Source organism: Neorhizobium petrolearium, assembly GCF_017873175.1.
In the GTDB taxonomy this organism is placed as follows: domain Bacteria; phylum Pseudomonadota; class Alphaproteobacteria; order Rhizobiales; family Rhizobiaceae; genus Neorhizobium; species Neorhizobium petrolearium.
In genome coordinates, this window is the sequence record NZ_JAGGJW010000020.1 from 48,095 (window position 1) to 65,501 (window position 17,407).

The following is a 17,407-nucleotide window of genomic DNA, read 5'->3' on the forward strand; positions in this document are numbered from 1 at the left end:
TCTCACTCGATCTTGGTATTCTCGATGCTGAAGCCGGACTGGAAGGTCAGGAAGCCAGGCATATTGGTGAAGCCCGTCACACCCGTGCGGACAGCATAGTCCTGGTGCCGCCACATGAAGAACACGAGCGGCGAAAGTTCCAATGCGCGATCGACGAAAGCACCATAGATCTTCTCTCGTTCCGCAGAGTCGACTGTGGCCCTGCCCTTGTCGAGAATTTCGTTGATCTGCGGATCGTCGAAATATGGCGAGTTGTTGGTGCGCACCAGCTTGTCGCCGCCATAATAGTAGTTGCTGAGCCAGTCGGCGTCGGTGATTTCCCCCAGGCTGCCGAGCACGGCAAAATCGTAATCGCCGGCATTTGCCTTCGCCATGCGGCTTGCCCAGTCGGGCAGGTCGAGCGTCAGCTTGATACCGATCTTGGCGAGTTCCGACTGGATCGCGATCGCAGTGTTCTGATGGAAGCTGTATTGGGACGAAGCGAGAAGCCGTGCTTCGAAGCCGTTCGGATAGCCCGCCTTCTTCAGCAGTTCCTTGGCCTTGTCGATATCATGGGAGAAGTAGTTGGCCTTCTCGGCGGAATAGCCCATATAGCCTTCCGGAATAGCGATACCGTAGATCGGTGTGCCCAGCCCGTTGAAAGCCGTGTTGATGATGACGCTGCGATCGACGGCATAGGCGATAGCCTGACGCACCTCGGGCTTGGAGAACGGCTCGAATTTGGTGTTGAACTGGAGCCCCATGAAGGGGCCGTTCATGGTCAGGAGCTTGGTGTCAGGCCCTTTCTCCAAGGCCGTGGCGTCCTTGGCCGGCACATATTCGATGATATCGACGTCCCCCGATTTCAGCGCGTTCACACGCGTGTTCTCGTCGCCGTAAAAGACGTAGTGGACTTCGTCGAGATCGGGTTTGCCCTGCTTGTAGTAGCCGGGAAACTTCTTGACCACGATTTCGCGGCCTCGCGTCCAGTTGACGAATTGGAACGGCCCCGCGCCTATTGGCGAAGCCGTGGCATTGTCCGCATTCTTGGCAAGCCACGCGGCCGGAACGATCACCGATTCCGGCAGTGCCAGATAGCCCATCAGTGACACGGAGGGCTGGGACAGCTTCAACGTCACCGTCTTGACGTCCGGCGTATCGATGCCGGAGATGATCGAAAGCTCGTTGCGGAAAGCCCCTTTGCCCTTGGGATCGAGAATCCGCTCCAACGAGGCCTTGACGTCCGCAGCCGTGACCGGAGAACCGTCATGGAACTTCGCGTCACGCAGGTGGAAGGTATATTCCTTGGCGTCAGGGCTGATCTCGTAACTCTCCGCAAGCTCGGGCGATATCTTGCCGTCGATCCCATAGTTGACGAGACCGCGATGCATGGCGAGTTTGACCGTACGGCCCGCCGTGCCTGGCTGGATGATCGTGTCGAGCGTCGACGGTTCTGCCGAAAGCCCAAAATAGAGGGTGCCGCCGGCCAGGGCCGTCGTGGTCATCAGGCCGAGAAGACCTGCAGCAAGAGCCATTTGGAGAATTCTCTTCATGCTGTTCCCTTTCCTTGTTGAAGATTGTCAGTTTTCACGCAGCCTCGGATCGAGATGATCGCGAAGCGCATCTCCGAGGATGTTGATGGCGAGAACCGTGAATGCGAGGCACACGGAGGGCCAGACCACGTACATTGGATTCTGGTTCAGATAACCGCGCGCTGTTCCGATCATTTGCCCCCAGGATGGCTCCGGAGGCACGATCCCGAGACCGAGAAAGCTCAGGCCGGATTCGAGCAGGATCGCCGCGGCGATCGTCAAGGTTCCCTGGACGACCAGTGGAGAAAGGATATTCGGCAAGATGGCCTTGAAGACGACCCGCAGATAGCGCGCCCCCATAGCATGCTCCGCCTCGACGAATTCCTGCCGAATGACCTGCAGGGTGGCCGACTGAGCGACGCGCGCGAATTGCGGGATAAAGATGATGCCGATGACGACGCTGAGGCTCGCGATCCCGCTCCGCCAGAAGCCGACGGCGAGAAGTGCCAGCAAGATCGCCGGGAAGCTCAGCATGATATCGACGGCGCGCATGACGAAGAACGCCATGACTGGCCGGCTGTAGGCACCGATGATACCAAAAGCCGTACCGCCGACTGCGGCGATCAGGGTAGAAATGACCGCCACCATGATGGTCGGGCGGATTCCCACCAGGAGGCGAGAAAGAATGTCTCGGCCAAATTCGTCGGTGCCGAGCAGATACTGCGTCGAACTCGCCTGATTGACAGCGTTCTGGTTGATCGCGAGCGGATCATGCGGAGCGATGACCGGCCCCACCAGCGCGATGCCGAGAACCGTCGTCACCACGAGCAGGCTGACGAGAACGAGCGGATGGCGGAAAGGAAGGAACGTCTTCATGCGCGTTTCCGGCGGATGCGTGGATCGAGCAGGCTGTAGAGGATGTCGACGCACAGATTGATGAGGATGAACAGCGCCGCAATCGTCACAATACTGCCCTGAACCAGAGGGTAGTTGCGGTTTGAGACGGCGGTGACGAGCAGCGTACTCAGCCCCGGCCAGTTGAAGAGGGCCTCGACCAGCACCGTCCCACCCATCAGGTTGCCAAGTTGCAGGCCGACGATCGTCACGATCGGGATTGCCGCATTGCGCAGGACGTGTAACCAGATGACGCGACGCTCGCGCATACCCCTGGCCCGCAGGGACCGCACGAAGTCGCGGCTCAGGATTTCCAGCATGGACGAGCGTGTCATGCGGGCAATCGAGGCGGCCAGCCCCAGCCCGAGGGTCACCGCCGGCAGCGTCAGCTTCTGGAAGTGCAGAAAGGCGTTTCGGGAAATATCGGTGTAGCCACTGGAAGGAAGCCACCCGAGCTTAAGGCTGACCAGCAGGATCAGCAGCGATCCGAGAATATAGACTGGCACTGAGATACCGAGCGTCGAAAGCGACGTCAGCAGACCATCGAGAAATCGCCCTCGCCACAGGGCCGCGGCAATACCGACCGGCACACCCATGATGGCCGCCACCAGGATCGCCGCACTAGCGAGTTCCATGGTCTTCGGAAGGCTCGCCGTCACATATTCGATCACCGGATAACCGTCGAGGGATTTACCGAGATCGCCGACGGCGGCATTGCCGAGCCATTTGAGATATTGCGACAATACCGGCTGATCGAGACCGAGCTGCTGCCGCATGGCCGCGACCGCCTCTGGCGACGGATGGCTCTCAGGACCGAGCAACAGGAGAACCGGATCGCCTGGCATGATGTACATGATGGAGAACACAAGTGTCGCGATGACCCAGAGCTGCACCAGCGCGGTCGCCAGCCTTGCTCCCACCACGATGACGAATGTCGAAAGGGTCTGCATCAATGCGCCTCCAGGGCTATCGGATCTGCGTTGCCGATCTTCGGCACCGCGCTGAGAAGCGTCCGCGTGTATTCCGCTTTCGGGTTGTCGAAGACCTCGCCCGCGGGGCCGGCTTCAACGATCCGCCCTTTCTGCATCACCGCGATCATATCGCTGACATGACGAACGACTGACATGTCGTGAGAAATGAAGAGGTAGGTCAGGTCGAATTCGTCCTGCAGATCCTGCAACAGGTTCAGGACTTGCGCCTGAACGGACACATCAAGTGCCGAAACGGCCTCGTCGCAAATCAGAAGGCGCGGCTTGAGTGCAAGCGCACGGGCAATCACGATGCGCTGGCGTTGGCCGCCGGAGAATTCGTGAGGATAGCGTTTCATGGCATTTCGCGGCAGGCCGACGGCATCCATGAGCTTGGCAACCGCCGCCTCCCGATCGCGTCCGCCCTGATGAATATCGATCGGCGCTGCGACGAGATCGGTCACCGTCTGGCGGGGATTGAGCGATCCGTAGGGGTTCTGGAACACCAATGCCATGTCGCGGCGAGCAGCGCGCATCTCCTCGCGGCCGAGCGAAATGAGGTTGCGGCCGTCGAATTCGATGGCGCCGTCATCCGGTTCTATCAACCGCATGACGAGCCGGGACAGTGTCGATTTTCCACAACCCGACTCACCAACGAGACCGAGCGTCGAACGGGGCGGGATGGCAAGGCTGACATTGTCCACGGCGCGAAACGCCCGCGGTGTCGCAAGAGCATTCTCGCGGACCCAGTAACTCTTGGTCAGATCCCGGATATGCAGCAGCGGTTCGGACGCCCCATTTATGGCAGGCTTCGGTTTCGCTGCCGGCCGATCCTCTGCCGCGCTGGAAATCATGCCGCTTCCATCTCTTGTTATAACCGGAAGACGGCTTTGCGGCGCGGATGCGGACGGCATGGAGGCGATCAGCGCCTTGGTGTAGTCGCTGCAAGGCGCAGCGAAGAGGTCAGCCGTGGCAGCCTCCTCCATAAGATCGCCGTGGTAGATAACAGCGACACGGTCGGCGACCTCGTAAATGACGCCGAGATCGTGCGTGATGAGAAGAATTGCCGCGCCGATTTCCCGATTGAGGCCGCGCAGCAGGTTAAGAACCTGTTTCTGGACCGTGACGTCCAGTGCCGTCGTCGGCTCGTCGGCAATGATGACATCCGGCTTGCAGGCCACCGCCATGGCGATCATCACACGTTGGCATTGGCCGCCGGACAGCTCATGAGGATAGGAGCGCAGGCAGCGCGCCGGATCCGCGATCCCCACTTTCTGCAACAGTTCCAGCGCCCGTTCCCTGGCCTGGCGCCTCGTCATCCGCTCATGCAGCAGGATCGCTTCGACGATCTGATCGCCGCACCTAAAGACCGGGTCGAGCGACGCCATCGGATCCTGGAAAATCATGGAAATCCGCTTGCCGCGCAGCTTGCGCAAGACGTCCGGCCGCGCTGTGAGCAGATCTGCGCCGGCAAATTCCACACGGCCACTGGTTACGACCGCGTTTTGCGGCAACAGTCCCATGGCGGCCAGCGACAGGATTGTCTTGCCGCTGCCGCTTTCCCCGACAAGTCCCAATATCTCGCCGGAGACAAGTGACAGGGACACGCCATTCACTGCGGGACGAAGCCCGGCCTCCGTCCTGAAGGCGACGGAAAGATTGTCGATTTTCAGTATTTCCCTACCCGGCATACCGCGATCCGATTTGCGATGAGCTCCCCACACCGGCGAGCGAGTTCCCGTAGTTTTTTGAGCGCTTCTGGCGCATATTTTCATCATTAAGGCATAAAGCGCCAAACTACGTCAAGCATACGTTTGTATTTTGCTGGATTACCTTCAAGTTTGATAGTTTTTGAAGCTTTTCTGAAGTTTCTACCAAATTCAGCCTTGCCAGAAATGAAAAGCCACCTTACCGTTCATGCAAACGAATGCGCGACCTGCCGGCCGCGCCAAGGGGATGACAATGACGTCCGAAAATCTCTCACGCGTGGTGCTGATCTCCGGCGCGGGCCGCGGCATCGGCCTCGCGATCGCGAACGAGCTTGCCGAACATGGCTACCGCCTCAGCCTTGGAGCCCGCAACGTCGGTACGCTCGAAGCCGAGTTCGGACCGGAGAGCGAACGCTTTCACTATGCGCGGTTCGATGCCTACGATCCGGCAACATCGGAAGCCTGGGTGGCGGCGGCTATTGCGAAATTCGGAAGAATCGATGCCCTGGTCAACAATGCCGGCCTCGGCGAGCGCGTTTCGCTCATGGACGACAACGACGAGGCGCTCGACCGGCTATGGGCGGTCAACGTCAAGGCGCCACTGCGCATGACGCGGCTTTGCATGCCGCACCTTGAGGCTACCGGTGCGGGCCGCATAATCAACGTCGCCTCGATGTCCGGAAAGCGGGTCAGGAATGCCTTCGTCGGCTACAACATGACAAAGTTCGCGGTGATGGGCCTCACTCATACGACGCGCCACGTCGCCTGGGAAAAAGGTGTGCGGGCAACCGCCATATGCCCGAGCTTCGTGCGCACGGAAATGAGTTCCTACACGAACAAGGTGACACCCGACCAGATGATCCAGCCGGAAACGCTGGCCTCTCTCGTCCGCACAGCGATCGAGCTTCCCAACAATGCAGCCATGGCCGAGATGCTGGTAAACTGCCGGCTCGAAGACATGCTTTGATCGACGCCCTCGGGAAAAAGCTATGTCACGTATTATTCCTGATGCAGTCTCTTCCACGCAGACCCTGCCGGCAAAGGTGGATGTCGTCATCATCGGCGGCGGCATTGTCGGGGTTTCGACCGCCCTGGAGCTTGCGGAACGCGGCGTTTCGGTCGCCCTTTGTGAAAAAGGCCTGATCGCCGGCGAGCAGTCAGGCCGCAATTGGGGCTGGGTGCGTCAAATGGGCCGCGATCCATCCGAACTGCCGCTCGCCATCGAAAGCCTTTCGCTGTGGAAAGACATGAACAATCGCGTCGGCGAAGAAACAGGTTTCCGGCAGACGGGTATTGCCTATCTTTGCCGTAATGCGCGCCAGGAAGCGGAATACGAGGCCTGGCTGGTGCATGCACGCAACTTCGGCCTCGATTCCCGGTTGCTTCGCACTGAAGAACTGCGCCAGCATCTTCCCGGCATGACCGGACGTTTCACTGCCGCGCTGCACACGTCCACCGACGGCCGGGCGGAACCGTTCAAGGCCGCTCCGGCCGTCGCCCGCGGCGCCATCCGCGCCGGCGCCCATGTGCTGACGGGCTGTGCCGTTCGCGCTGTCGAGCGCTCCGCAGGACGCGTCAGCGGCGTGATCACCGAGCGGGGGCGCATCGCCTGCTCCTCCGTCATTCTGGCAGGTGGCGCCTGGTCACGGCTCTTCAGCGGCAATATGGGTATTGATTTTCCACAGCTGAAGATCCTCGGCTCGGTGGCGCGCGCGACCGCGGTGGAGGGGGTGCCGGATATGCCGGTCGGGGCGGATAATTTTTCCTTCCGCAAACGGCTCGACGGTAGTTTCTCGATTGCGATGCGCAACGCCAATATCGCACCAATCGTCCCGGACAGCTTCCGTCTCTTCGCCGACTTCGTACCCACGCTGATCAAGAGCTGGCGAGAGCTGAAATTGCGCGTCGGCAACCGCTTCATTCAGGAATGGCGAACCCCACGTTCCTGGGCCTCGGACGAGGTTTCGCCCTTCGAGCAGGTGCGTATCCTCGATCCCGTGCCTTTCGAGCGCTTCAACCGCGAGGGCCTTGCTCATCTGGTAAAGGCTTTCCCTGCTTTCGCAAACAGCCGCATAACGCAGAGCTGGGCCGGTCTCATCGACGTCACCCCCGACGCGGTCCCGGTCATCGGTCCGGCCGGCGGCGTTCCCGGCTTCTTCATTGCCAGCGGCTTCTCCGGACACGGGTTCGGTATCGGGCCGGGCGCCGGAAAGCTGATGGCCGACATCGTCACCGGCGCTGAGCCCTGCGTCGATCCCGCTCCTTTCCGCTTCGATCGATTCAAGAAGACCAAGGCGGCCTGATCCGTTCCTAAACAACCTTGGCCAAAGAGGGTGAAGAAATGGCATTGAGAATTGGCGTAGACTCCGGAGGCACGTTTACCGACGTCTGCCTTTTTGACGAGGAGACCGGCAAGCTCGACATCTGGAAGGTGCCGTCAACGCCGGACGACCCTTCCCGCGGCATCTCCAATGGCGTGTCGGAAGGACTTGCGACCGTCGGCAGCACGGCAGCACATGTGGCTTTCCTCGGTCATGGAACCACAGTCGCGACCAACGCTCTCATCGAACTTAAGGGTGTCGAGACGGGGCTTATCACCACCGACGGGTTCCGCGACCTGCTGGAAATCGGTCGCCAGAAGCGCCCGAGCCTTTACGATATGAATGCCGAGAAGCCGGAAATCCTGGTGAGCCGCGACCGCCGGCAGGAGGTTCCCGAACGCCTCAAGAGTGACGGTTCGACGGACCGGTCGCTGGACGAAGAAAAGCTCCGGGCCGCCATCCACAAGCTCGCGGACGAAGACGTCAAGGCAATCGCCGTTTGCTTCCTTTACGGCTTCTTGAACACCGCGCATGAGCGTCGGGTCGTCGAAATCCTTCGCGAGGAAATGCCGGATGTGTTCGTCAGCGCTTCGCATGAGGTGGCTCCGGAGTTCCGCGAATACGAGCGCATGTCCACGACGGTCGTCAACGCCTATCTCGGCCCTGTCATGCAGCGATATATCGACAGGCTCAAGCTGCGACTGACCGAGCTTGGCGTACCGGTCGCTCCGCAGCTGACGCAATCGAACGGTGGCGTCATTGGTTTCGACACGGCGGCGCAGCTTCCGGTCCGTACCGTCCTCTCCGGCCCGAGCACAGGCGTTGTCGCCGCGCAAGCCGTTGGAGGAATGGCTGGCTTCGACAACATCATCACCTTCGATGTCGGCGGAACGTCAAGCGACGTGGCCCTTCTCCAGGGCGGTGTCTGCAAATTGACCGGCGAGGCGAACGTCCACGGCTATCCGATCAAGGCGCCCATGCTCGACATCCATACGGTCGGAGCAGGCGGCGGTTCGATCGCATTTGTCGACAGCGGTGGATTGTTGAAAGTCGGTCCGCGTTCGGCGGGCGCCGACCCAGGCCCGGTCTGCTACGGACGCGGCAACACCGAAGCGACCGTCACCGATGCCAACATCGTGCTCCAAACCCTCAATCCGGTCGAAATCCTCGGCGGACGGATGAAAGTCAGGCGCGATCTCGCGATCGAGGCCGTGCAACGGCTTGCCGATCAGTTGGGTCTCGGACTGATGGAGACGGCGCAGGGCATCATCTCTGTCGTCACGGCCAACATGGCAAAGGCCATACGCCTGATCAGCGTCCAGCGTGGCCACGACCCGCGCGACTATGCGCTGATGGCCTTCGGTGGCGCGGGTCCGCTGCATGCTGCCCGGCTCGCCAAGGAGCTCGACATGAGCCGTATCATCGTGCCGCTTACCCCGGGCACGCTTTGCGCACTCGGCCTGCTTTTGACCGACCTGCGTTCCGACTTCGCCATCTCCCGCCTCATGAAAGTGGATCAAAACGCGGTCGAACCGATGATCAGCGGCTTCGAAACGCTTGAAGCCCAGGCCGAAGCCTGGTTCGAGCAGGAAGGCATCGAGCCCGGCCGCCGCGTCGTTAACCGGACTGCCGACATGCGTTATGTTGGCCAGAACTACGAACTGCAGGTTTCGGTGCCTGCCGGCACGGTCGGCGGGGATACCCTTCAAGCTTTGGTCAAAGGCTTCGAACAGGCGCATCTGCAACGTTTTGGCTTCATCGCCGAAGGTGAGGCGATCCAGATCGTGACCTTGCGGCTAGAGGCCGCCGGCATCGTCAACAAGGCCCAGTTCACTCCGCGGCCGGACGCCGGGCCGGCATGCGATGCGGCCGTCATCGGGTCGCGCCAGGTCTATATGGACGAGGCCAAGGACTTCCTGCCCTGCCCGGTCTACGCGCGCGAGAAGCTGAAACCCGGCAACCGCATCGACGGACCGGCGGTCGTCGAACAGATGGATACCACCACCGTCATCCTTCCAGATATGCAGGCGACGGTCGATCCCTACCTCAACCTCATTCTGGAGACCCGGGCATGACCAAGATCGACCCGATTACGGTAGAAGTCATCGGCAGCGCGCTCACATCGATCGTGGAGGAGATGGGCGAAGCGCTGGTTCGTGCCAGCTATTCAACCAACATCAAGGAACGTCGCGATTGCTCGACCGCACTCTTCGACCGGCACGGCAACACCCTGTGCCAGGCAGAGCATATCCCGATGCATCTTGGCAGCTTCATCGGCATCATTCCGCATATCAACAAGCGTTATGCGGCAAAGGACATCAAGCCGGGTGACGTCTTCATCGGAAACGATGCCTACGAGGGTGGCGCGACCCACCTGCCCGACATTGTTCTGGCCGAGCCCATCTTCCATGGCGATACCATGGTCGGATGGGCCGTCAACACGGCCCATCACGCCGACTTCGCCGATCGCGGCCATGCGCATATCTACCAGGAAGGGCTGCGCATTCCTCCGGTGCGGCTCTATCGTGAGGGCGAGCTGCAGCAGGATCTGCAGGACATGTTCCTGTTGAACTGTCAGGTTCCCCATGAGCGGCTTTCGGACCTGCGCGCCCAGATGTCGGCCAACCGGCTCTGTGTCCAGCGCATGCAGGACCTTTGCACGAAATATGGAGCAGACAAGGTTCTGGCTGCCGGCGATGCCCTGCAGGATTATGCCGAGCGCAAAATGCGGGCCGGCATCGCCGCCATTCCCGACGGTACCTACAGCTTCACTGACTATTTCGACAGCAACCAGTTCTCCGACGTGATGGAATTAAAGGTGGACATCACCGTCAAGGGTGACGCGATGCATCTCGCTTTCGACGCCCCACCGCAGGTGCCCGCCGGTCTGAACGTCATCTATACCGCGCTTCTCGCCACCTCCTACTACGCGGTCAAGGCCGTCATTGATCCCACCATCCTGCCGAACGCCGGCCTGTCCCGCCCGATTAGCGTCGAGGCGCCGCACGGTTCACTGCTCAATTGCAGACATCCGGCAGCAGTCGACGGGCGTATTGCAGCCTGCCAGCGGGTTGCCGACCTGGTCCAGGGTGCTCTGGCCAAGGCGCTGCCCGGCAAGGTCACGGCGGCTGGCAACGGTGCCTGCACTGGCGCGCTCTTTACCGGCACGCGCGAGGACGGCTCGCTTTGGGTCTATCTCGAGACGATCGGCGGTGGAGGCGGGGCACGGCCAACGGCCGACGGGCTGAGCGGCGTCCACGTTCATATGACGAACACGTCCAATTTGCCGGTCGAAGCGCTCGAGCTGGAATACCCGCTGACGCTACTGCGTTATGAGCTCGTCAATGGTTCGGCAGGCGCCGGCACCTGGCGTGGCGGCATGGGCCTGAGACGCGTCTACCGCATTGAAGCCGATTGCCGCTTCAGCGTCGAGGGTGGCCGGCTTGCGGTCTATCCATGGGGCCTTGAAGGTGGCTTGCAGGCAACCGGTTCTCATTTCGATTTCGGCAACGGCCAGCAAAACCTGCCGGGTACGGTGCAGCTGAGAGCCGGACAGATAGTCGAACTGGTGACGCCAGGCGGTGGCGGCTACGGTTCGCCTTCCGGCCGATCCTTGGAAGCGATCCGCCGCGACATCAAGGAAGAACGCATCACGCCCGAATTCGCCGAACGCGTCTACGGCCATGGCGCCGAACAGAAAATCTATCGGGCAGCGACCGCCTGATCGTCCAATCCCACTTGAAAGGAAGGATCTCACCCGTGGTAAAAGTAACGAAAGTCAAATCCGGCAGTCTCTATGAGGAAAAGGAAAGCTATTCACGCGTCGTTGCAGTCGACAACTGGGTCTTTGTTTCCAATACGGCCGGCCGTAACTACAAGACCCGGGAGATGTCACCCGACCCGGTCGAACAAGCCAAGCAGTGCTTTCATAACATCGAGGGGGCGCTTGCATCCGTCGGTGCTACTCTGGCCGATGTCGTCCGTTCGCGGGTCGTCATTCCGAATGTTGCGGATGCTCCCTCGGTGATGGCCTATGTCGGAGAAAAATTCCGCGGCATCGATCCCTGCAGTACTGTGACCTGCCCGCCACTCGGCGGTCCGGATTTCCGCGTCGAAATCGAAGTAACCGCCTACAAGGGTGTCGGCGCCGCCGGTTCCGAATACATCAACGTCAGCCTGTGATCATCACGTGGTCCGGCCGCCCGACAATCCGGGCGGTCGGACGAATGGAGGCGGACATGGACCGGCTCCTGCTTCCAGTTTCGCGGCTGTTTCTATAAGGTCTGGGCGGTTTGAAGAAGAGAAAGGGCTTGCTGTTGACTGAGACGGAAACACCGCAAACGGAAGACTTTTTGCCCGCCGAGCGGCGCGAGAAAATCATGGAATGGTTTTCTTCCAATCAGGTAGCCTCGAGCCAGGATCTTGCCAAGCGGCTCAACACCTCTATCTCGACGATCCGCCGCGATCTCGATTTCCTTGCACAGCAGGGCGTCGTGCGAAGGACACATGGCGGCGCCGTGCGTGTTCGACGCAACACGACATTCGAGCAGCTCGTCGACGAGGCCCGCCAGACTGCCGTGGAGGAAAAGCGCGCCATCGCCGTCGCCGCGGCGAAGCTCCTTCAGCCTGAACAGAGCATCTTTATCGATTCCCGCTCGACCCTGCATCAGTTCGCCTATGTCGTCGCCGAACTGACGACACCGTTGACCGTAGTGACGAACGATGTTCACGTCGCGGACGTGCTGGTCAACAAGCCTCATATCAAGCTTGTCGTGCCCGGCGGAATCTGTCGCCCTGGCGCTTATTCCCTGCTTGGGGAAACGGCAATCAACTTCGTTCGGGAGCTGCGGTGCGATCATCTTTTCCTGTCTTCACAGGCCATTGATACGGAATGCGCCAGCGATACGTCACTGGAATTAGTGCAGCTTCAGCGTGCCATGATCGATTCCTCCGTGGAAACGACGCTCTTGATCGACAGCAGCCGTTTCGGAAGCAGGGCGATCTATCGGACGACCCCCATCGAAAGGATCAACCGCATCATTACCGATGAGGGCCTCAATCACGATGAACGGGCGAAATTTGCTTCTGTCGTCGCAGACTTAGTGATTGCGCCCTATGTCGACGCGTTTCAGGAGGAACCGGAGTGACGTGTCAAACAGCTCCCAGAAAATGCTCAATTCGTTTTGAGCAACGTTTCTGATCGCCCGTGACCATTCCAAAATCGAAAAGCCAGCCGGTAAGCTCGAAGGCGAGTATTACGATCGTCGATATCGCAAAGCTTGCAGGCGTTAATCCCTCGACCGTCAGCCGTGCCCTCTCGGGATCGTCGGCCGTGACGGCGCAAACGCGTGCGCGAATTACAGATATCGCGCGGGAAAACGGATATGTCGCGAACCATAATGCGCGCATGCTTCGGTCCCGGCGCGCCAATCAGATCCTTGTCATCGTTCCTAATATCGCCGCTTTCTCCCATCCCGAAGTCATCCTCGGCATCGAAGAAGCTCTCGAAGAACACAATATCGGCGTCATTGTCGGAAGTACGAAAGGCAACGAAGAACGGGAACTTGCCCTCGCCCGACAACTTATAACGGGTGCCGCTGACGGTCTCATCCTTTTGAACGGACGCTTCCCATCCGAACTGGGGGAGCTTCCGCAATACAATCGGAGGATCGTCGCAATATCGCGACCGGTCTTGAGCCCCGGGATTGCGTTCATTGGCATCGACAATCAGCAGGCGGCACAGGAAGCGACGCTGTATTTCGTGTCCATCGGACGTAAACGCATCCTGCATATGGGAGGGCCGGAACAAAGCCCGATTTTTGCGGCGCGTGCGCAAGGGTATCGGAATGCGATGCGGCAAGCGGGGCTTGACGGCATTATCGACGTCCAGCATCTGCCGGCTTTCAACATAGTTGCTGGCCGCCAGGCTATGCGTGACATTCTCAACAGGCGTCAGTTGCCCGATGCCATCCTGTGCGCCAGCGATGAGCTTGCCTTCGGTGCCATCCAGGTAGCCAGGGAACTGGGGATCAGCGTACCGCAGCAAATTGCATTCATCGGCTTCGACAACCACCCCGTCGGCGAAGCTTTCAGCCCACCGCTAACCACCATTTCGGTGCCGCGCCGGCGCATGGGTTTTCTCGGAGCTCAGACACTCCTGCAGTCGATTCAGGACGATCGCCCGATCTCCGACTTCCAGCTGCTACCCTATGAATTTCTCGTGAGAGCAAGCTGCGGGGGAAACGGCTGGTAAAGTTGCTGACAGAAAAAATCAGCCTCTGCGACTTTCAAGTTTTGGAAAAACCAGCTGCAAAAAATGGCGCTGGACCACTTATTTCTACAAGGCCTTTTCCACATTTCAGCGTTGCGGAGTTCAAATCGGCAACGACTCAAACAATTCTTTATACCATTGATTTTAAATGCAAATCTTCGGAAATTGGAGAGGCCGCAACGCTGGTTTTTGGCCCTCTATTCCTGTCTTCTGCCATCTCGGTTGCTCCGAAACCGTGGATCGCCCCTGATGCGGACAAACACCCGGTGGGAAGTACAAAAATCGTGTCATAGGGCTATCGGCGGTTCAGTTTGTGAAATGCTTCTAACCGTATCACTCAAAGGTAGCCTGAGTCTGATCTGACGTTTGTACAATTAAATAAGGAATGGAATGCCCAGCCGAACGCTCCAATGCCAGAGGTGCGAGTAGAGGGGGAAAACGTTCAGCTTCAATTTATACTCAATTCTTAAAAGCATTTAGCCAAGGAGGGAAAAGGGGCTTTCTAACTTTCGCGGCTGCAAAGCCTGGCGGCTCGGTTATCCAAATTCTTGATCTCTTTAGCCATTGGCGGTCAGCGCCTCGGCCAGCAGGACGCTGAACTCACCATGCTGAGCGTCACGCATGAGCCGCTGGATGCCGGGTTTTGCGCTCCCTTTCCCGGCCATCTACTTCTTCCGGTTCTTTGGGCCAGGAGCGTCCAGCGCCGAGCGAATATCAGTCAGGCCGAAATCGTTGCCGATATAGAGCAACGGGGCCGAATGCTGTTTTGCCAGCGCGTAGGCGAAGCAATCGCCAAAGTTCAGTCCGCCGCGCATGCCGAATCCCTGGCCGTATTCGATCCTCGCCTTCATCGCCGCGCGGGCCAGACGATCATCGACCGGGGCGATGTCGATGCCGAGCGTGGTAAGAAACTCGTCCAGAATTCCGATAGCCTTCGACCGCCTCGACCCAGTGAGACGACCAGCCAGAACCGTACCCGTCTCCACATAATTGACAGCGGAAATCAGCCGGGCAGACGCACCTTCGAGCCCCTTGGTGCAATCGGGGCTTTCCGGCTCATCGAACAGAATGGCGACGATGGCAGAACTGTCCACCACCATCATTTCGGCAAGCCCAACTGCTCAGGCGTGTCTCCAACGGCTTCATCCCATTCTTCCTTGGTGACGGGACGACGGTCGAACAGATGGGCACGCTTACGCACGAAAGCCTCAACGCGGGCCGTATAGTCACCCTGCGCCTCCCGCTCGGCACGCAGCCGCTCCAGCCGTTCGCGCATGGCCTTGGTGATGGCATCGGTCATGGTCTCACCGGTAAGGCGGGACAACTCACGCGCCAGCCTGTCAGCTTCCTCGGTCTTGATGCTGAGGCCCATGGCACCGCTCCTTTCTAGATCGCGCTTCTAGATAGCATATGGACAGCCTGAGTTCAAATGTAAAAACCCGCTTCCATGCTGCCTTATTCATATTCATCAGCGGTTGATTTGCCTCCTCTGCATCGACCTTCCTATCGCGTGCGCTGTTATCGTTGGCGGCACTCATGGCTTTCGCGTAATCCTCGCGCGCCATGCGCCTGCCGATCAGCCGGGCAATGGACAGCACCACCGCATCCAACTGCTCGGACGCCCCCGCCTGGCTCTACCGAAGGCCGAGACGAGACAGATCGAGGCCGACAAACAGGCGGCCTGAGCCAGGGCCATGGCAAGCGGCGCCAAGCGCCATCGCCTGGCGCCGCAAAAGGAGCTTATCCCGTCAAAGTGAATTGGAAAGGAGACGAACCATGAGTGTCCGTGATCTGATTCCCTGGGACGACAACGGCGGCAGCCGGGTTCCCAGTTTTTTCCGTGATGATGATCGCGATCCGTTTCTGTCGCTGCATCGTGAGGTGAACCGGCTATTCGACGCCGCCTTCCGTGGTTTTGGTTCCGGTCTGCCGGCTTTTGGACGACCCTCCGCGTTCGGCGGTGCCTGGGCGAGCGTGGAGATCTCAGACAATGACAAAGAGATCAAGGTGTCGGCCGAGGTTCCTGGCCTTGAGCAGAAGGATATAGAGGTCCTGCTCAATGACGGCGTGCCGACGTTGAAAGGAGAAAAGCGTTCCGAGGTGGAAGACAAGGACCGTCAGTTTTCCGAACGCTATTACGGTCGCTTCGAGCGCCGCATCCCGCTAGGCTCTGAGATCAAGGAGGACAAGGTGGATGCCCGCTTCAAGAATGGGGTGCTGACCGTAACCTTGCCGAAGAGCGATAAGGCGCAATCCGAGCTGTACGAATGTGATGCCCATCATTGAGTCGACGGTCAAAGCAGACACCGCATCCGACGTCGTCACCGACGCATATTTCTCCAGCAGCGGCCATTCTTGAGGCCAAGACTGTGCCCCGATCGTCATTTCCTCTCGCGGAAGTATCGGCTTCAGCCATGTCATCCTCTAAAGCAGACTGCGAAAGTCGTCACGAATGCCACAGTTGCCGTCCTCATCGTGAAATAGGAAGTCTCCACGCGAAGCATCAGTGCAAGGATGATCCGGTGTTACCCGCAAAATCATCGTCCAGCTCCCGAATATCAGCAAACGGAGCTTTTCCCGAACTCTTCCCCTCCCCCGACGTTTATCGAGAGAAACCAAACGTCGAAGGACCCGACATGGCTGAAGACAAGAAGGCTCAGGAAGCAGTCGAGCACGCCGAAAAACTGACCCGGATCTCAAAGCGCCCGGCAGCCGGACCACACGCCAAAGACCGTCTGACGGATCCGGAGAAGACGCCCGGAACAGTCTCGCTTCCCGAACCGGATGCAAAGGAAACGGATGCAGGTCCCGATTGACCGGAGGCGTCATCGGATCGCCGGATGGACAAGAACAGCAAGACCGAACGCCCCATAAGCTGCGACGCCTTGGCGCTTGCCGTTATTATGCTGCATCGTTAACACCATGAGGCAAATTATGCGGAAGGCGACATGGCGGGCGACACCATCACACTTTATGAAGCGATCGGCGGTGAGGCGACGGTGCGCGCCCTTGTGAAGCGCTTCTATGAACTGATGGATACGCTGCCGGAAGCAGCCCGTTGCCGTGCCATCCATCCGCCGAGCCTTAAAGGCAGCGAGGCGAAGCTTTACGATTATCTCACCGGTTATCTCGGAGGCCCTCCGGTCTATGTGGAAAAACATGGCCATCCGAGGCTGCGCGCCCGCCATTTCGCCGCGGCAATCGGCCCTCAGGAGCGCGACGAATGGATGCTCTGCTTCCGCCGTGCGCTGGACGAGACGATCGACAACGAAAAGCTGCGCGAGATTATCTGGCCACCAGTCGAGCGCCTGGCCCTCCACATGCAGAACCGGGAATAGGCCGATGGAAAGACTCGACAATCTGCGGCCGTTGATTCTTTTTGTGAGCGGCATGATGGGAGCCATGGGCGTCGCCCTGGCGGCAGCGGCAAGCCACGCAGGCGACACGCTGCTTCTGGGTTCCGCCTCCACCATGTGCCTGGCGCACGCACCGGTCCTGTTGTCGCTTTATCTTGGCCAGAAATTCTTTCGTACCGCCACAATTGCCGCACTGGTCCTGGGATTAGGAACGGTCATTTTCGCCGGCGATCTCGTCTCCCGGCATTTTCTTGGCGACCGGCTGTTTGTGATGGCAGCGCCAACCGGCGGAACGACGATGATCCTCGGCTGGCTACTTGTGGCAGCCGGAGCGTTCTTCCGCCAACGTCACGTTTGACCATTGTTCCCTGGAACCC

At 59.5% G+C, this 17,407-nt stretch carries 18 protein-coding genes; 12 read left to right on the top strand and 6 right to left on the bottom strand.

What is annotated here, in order from left to right:
• Nucleotides 1-2: 2 nt before the first annotated feature.
• From J2046_RS29325 to J2046_RS29340, 4 genes are read right to left on the bottom strand one after another with little or no spacing between them, the layout of a single operon-like run.
• Entirely contained in the window at nucleotides 3-1,532 is a 1,530-nt protein-coding gene (locus J2046_RS29325) for an ABC transporter substrate-binding protein (protein ID WP_210057838.1), read from the bottom strand.
• A gap of 27 nt (nucleotides 1,533-1,559) precedes the next feature.
• Nucleotides 1,560-2,387 carry an ABC transporter permease gene (locus tag J2046_RS29330; protein WP_210057840.1) on the bottom strand — a complete coding sequence of 276 codons (828 nt, stop codon included), beginning with the start codon at nucleotides 2,385-2,387 and terminating at the stop codon, nucleotides 1,560-1,562.
• A complete protein-coding gene (locus tag J2046_RS29335) occupies nucleotides 2,384-3,355 on the bottom strand; it encodes an ABC transporter permease (RefSeq protein WP_210057843.1) in 972 nt (323 codons plus the stop codon). The genes J2046_RS29330 and J2046_RS29335 overlap by 4 nt, the downstream gene beginning before the upstream one ends.
• Nucleotides 3,355-5,064: an ABC transporter ATP-binding protein gene (locus J2046_RS29340; RefSeq protein WP_233470370.1), complete on the bottom strand. Its 1,710-nt coding sequence runs from the start codon at nucleotides 5,062-5,064 to the stop codon at nucleotides 3,355-3,357. Before J2046_RS29340 ends, J2046_RS29335 begins: the two co-directional genes overlap by 1 nt.
• A gap of 271 nt (nucleotides 5,065-5,335) precedes the next feature.
• On the opposite strand from J2046_RS29340, the gene J2046_RS29345 reads away from it, so the two are divergent.
• From J2046_RS29345 to J2046_RS29380, 8 genes are all read left to right on the top strand, one after another.
• On the top strand, nucleotides 5,336-6,049 hold the full coding sequence (locus tag J2046_RS29345; RefSeq protein WP_210057846.1) for an SDR family NAD(P)-dependent oxidoreductase: 714 nt from the start codon (nucleotides 5,336-5,338) through the stop codon (nucleotides 6,047-6,049).
• 22 nt (nucleotides 6,050-6,071) lie between these two features.
• The gene (locus J2046_RS29350; RefSeq protein ID WP_210057848.1) at nucleotides 6,072-7,385 is read left to right on the top strand and encodes an NAD(P)/FAD-dependent oxidoreductase; all 1,314 of its coding nucleotides are present in this window, start codon (nucleotides 6,072-6,074) and stop codon (nucleotides 7,383-7,385) included.
• A gap of 38 nt (nucleotides 7,386-7,423) precedes the next feature.
• Complete coding sequence (locus J2046_RS29355; RefSeq protein WP_210057850.1) at nucleotides 7,424-9,478, top strand: hydantoinase/oxoprolinase family protein; 2,055 nt, start codon at nucleotides 7,424-7,426, stop codon at nucleotides 9,476-9,478.
• Complete coding sequence (locus tag J2046_RS29360; RefSeq protein ID WP_210057852.1) at nucleotides 9,475-11,127, top strand: hydantoinase B/oxoprolinase family protein; 1,653 nt, start codon at nucleotides 9,475-9,477, stop codon at nucleotides 11,125-11,127. Before J2046_RS29355 ends, J2046_RS29360 begins: the two co-directional genes overlap by 4 nt.
• A 35-nt stretch (nucleotides 11,128-11,162) precedes the next feature.
• On the top strand, nucleotides 11,163-11,585 hold the full coding sequence (locus J2046_RS29365) for a RidA family protein (protein ID WP_210057854.1): 423 nt from the start codon (nucleotides 11,163-11,165) through the stop codon (nucleotides 11,583-11,585).
• Nucleotides 11,586-11,755: 170 nt separating this feature from the next.
• Nucleotides 11,756-12,550 carry a DeoR/GlpR family DNA-binding transcription regulator gene (locus J2046_RS29370; protein ID WP_267950876.1) on the top strand — a complete coding sequence of 265 codons (795 nt, stop codon included), beginning with the start codon at nucleotides 11,756-11,758 and terminating at the stop codon, nucleotides 12,548-12,550.
• A 59-nt stretch (nucleotides 12,551-12,609) separates the two neighbouring features.
• Nucleotides 12,610-13,656: a LacI family DNA-binding transcriptional regulator gene (locus J2046_RS29375; protein WP_210057856.1), complete on the top strand. Its 1,047-nt coding sequence runs from the start codon at nucleotides 12,610-12,612 to the stop codon at nucleotides 13,654-13,656.
• A 2-nt stretch (nucleotides 13,657-13,658) separates the two neighbouring features.
• On the top strand, nucleotides 13,659-13,967 hold the full coding sequence (locus J2046_RS29380; RefSeq protein WP_210057858.1) for a hypothetical protein: 309 nt from the start codon (nucleotides 13,659-13,661) through the stop codon (nucleotides 13,965-13,967).
• Between the two features lie 372 nt (nucleotides 13,968-14,339).
• On the opposite strand, the gene J2046_RS29385 is transcribed toward J2046_RS29380, so the two are convergent.
• On the bottom strand, nucleotides 14,340-14,774 hold the full coding sequence (locus J2046_RS29385) for a type II toxin-antitoxin system VapC family toxin (protein WP_233470376.1): 435 nt from the start codon (nucleotides 14,772-14,774) through the stop codon (nucleotides 14,340-14,342).
• On the bottom strand, nucleotides 14,774-15,046 hold the full coding sequence (locus tag J2046_RS29390; RefSeq protein WP_037149564.1) for a type II toxin-antitoxin system VapB family antitoxin: 273 nt from the start codon (nucleotides 15,044-15,046) through the stop codon (nucleotides 14,774-14,776). Before J2046_RS29390 ends, J2046_RS29385 begins: the two co-directional genes overlap by 1 nt.
• 404 nt (nucleotides 15,047-15,450) lie before the next feature.
• Here J2046_RS29390 and J2046_RS29395 point away from each other — a divergent pair, with 404 nt between their 5' ends.
• The 4 genes from J2046_RS29395 (at nucleotide 15,451) to J2046_RS29410 (ending at nucleotide 17,388) form a co-directional block, all read left to right on the top strand.
• Nucleotides 15,451-15,960 carry an Hsp20/alpha crystallin family protein gene (locus tag J2046_RS29395; protein ID WP_037149561.1) on the top strand — a complete coding sequence of 170 codons (510 nt, stop codon included), beginning with the start codon at nucleotides 15,451-15,453 and terminating at the stop codon, nucleotides 15,958-15,960.
• A 350-nt stretch (nucleotides 15,961-16,310) separates the two neighbouring features.
• Entirely contained in the window at nucleotides 16,311-16,490 is a 180-nt protein-coding gene (locus J2046_RS29400) for a hypothetical protein (RefSeq protein ID WP_210057862.1), read from the top strand.
• A gap of 132 nt (nucleotides 16,491-16,622) precedes the next feature.
• Complete coding sequence (locus J2046_RS29405) at nucleotides 16,623-17,012, top strand: group II truncated hemoglobin (protein WP_210057864.1); 390 nt, start codon at nucleotides 16,623-16,625, stop codon at nucleotides 17,010-17,012.
• 4 nt (nucleotides 17,013-17,016) lie between these two features.
• The gene (locus J2046_RS29410) at nucleotides 17,017-17,388 is read left to right on the top strand and encodes a DUF423 domain-containing protein (RefSeq protein WP_210057866.1); all 372 of its coding nucleotides are present in this window, start codon (nucleotides 17,017-17,019) and stop codon (nucleotides 17,386-17,388) included.
• Nucleotides 17,389-17,407 lie beyond the last annotated feature (19 nt).

Coding starts and splice junctions, on each gene's coding strand:
- J2046_RS29345 (WP_210057846.1), top strand. CDS start 5,336: ATGACGTCCGAAAATCTCTCACGCGTGGTGCTGATCTCCGGCGCGGGC.
- J2046_RS29360 (WP_210057852.1), top strand. CDS start 9,475: ATGACCAAGATCGACCCGATTACGGTAGAAGTCATCGGCAGCGCGCTC.
- J2046_RS29395 (WP_037149561.1), top strand. CDS start 15,451: ATGAGTGTCCGTGATCTGATTCCCTGGGACGACAACGGCGGCAGCCGG.
- J2046_RS29385 (WP_233470376.1), bottom strand. CDS start 14,774: ATGGTGGTGGACAGTTCTGCCATCGTCGCCATTCTGTTCGATGAGCCG.
- J2046_RS29325 (WP_210057838.1), bottom strand. CDS start 1,532: ATGAAGAGAATTCTCCAAATGGCTCTTGCTGCAGGTCTTCTCGGCCTG.
- J2046_RS29410 (WP_210057866.1), top strand. CDS start 17,017: ATGGAAAGACTCGACAATCTGCGGCCGTTGATTCTTTTTGTGAGCGGC.
- J2046_RS29340 (WP_233470370.1), bottom strand. CDS start 5,064: ATGCCGGGTAGGGAAATACTGAAAATCGACAATCTTTCCGTCGCCTTC.
- J2046_RS29400 (WP_210057862.1), top strand. CDS start 16,311: ATGGCTGAAGACAAGAAGGCTCAGGAAGCAGTCGAGCACGCCGAAAAA.
- J2046_RS29350 (WP_210057848.1), top strand. CDS start 6,072: ATGTCACGTATTATTCCTGATGCAGTCTCTTCCACGCAGACCCTGCCG.
- J2046_RS29355 (WP_210057850.1), top strand. CDS start 7,424: ATGGCATTGAGAATTGGCGTAGACTCCGGAGGCACGTTTACCGACGTC.
- J2046_RS29330 (WP_210057840.1), bottom strand. CDS start 2,387: ATGAAGACGTTCCTTCCTTTCCGCCATCCGCTCGTTCTCGTCAGCCTG.
- J2046_RS29405 (WP_210057864.1), top strand. CDS start 16,623: ATGGCGGGCGACACCATCACACTTTATGAAGCGATCGGCGGTGAGGCG.
- J2046_RS29390 (WP_037149564.1), bottom strand. CDS start 15,046: ATGGGCCTCAGCATCAAGACCGAGGAAGCTGACAGGCTGGCGCGTGAG.
- J2046_RS29335 (WP_210057843.1), bottom strand. CDS start 3,355: ATGCAGACCCTTTCGACATTCGTCATCGTGGTGGGAGCAAGGCTGGCG.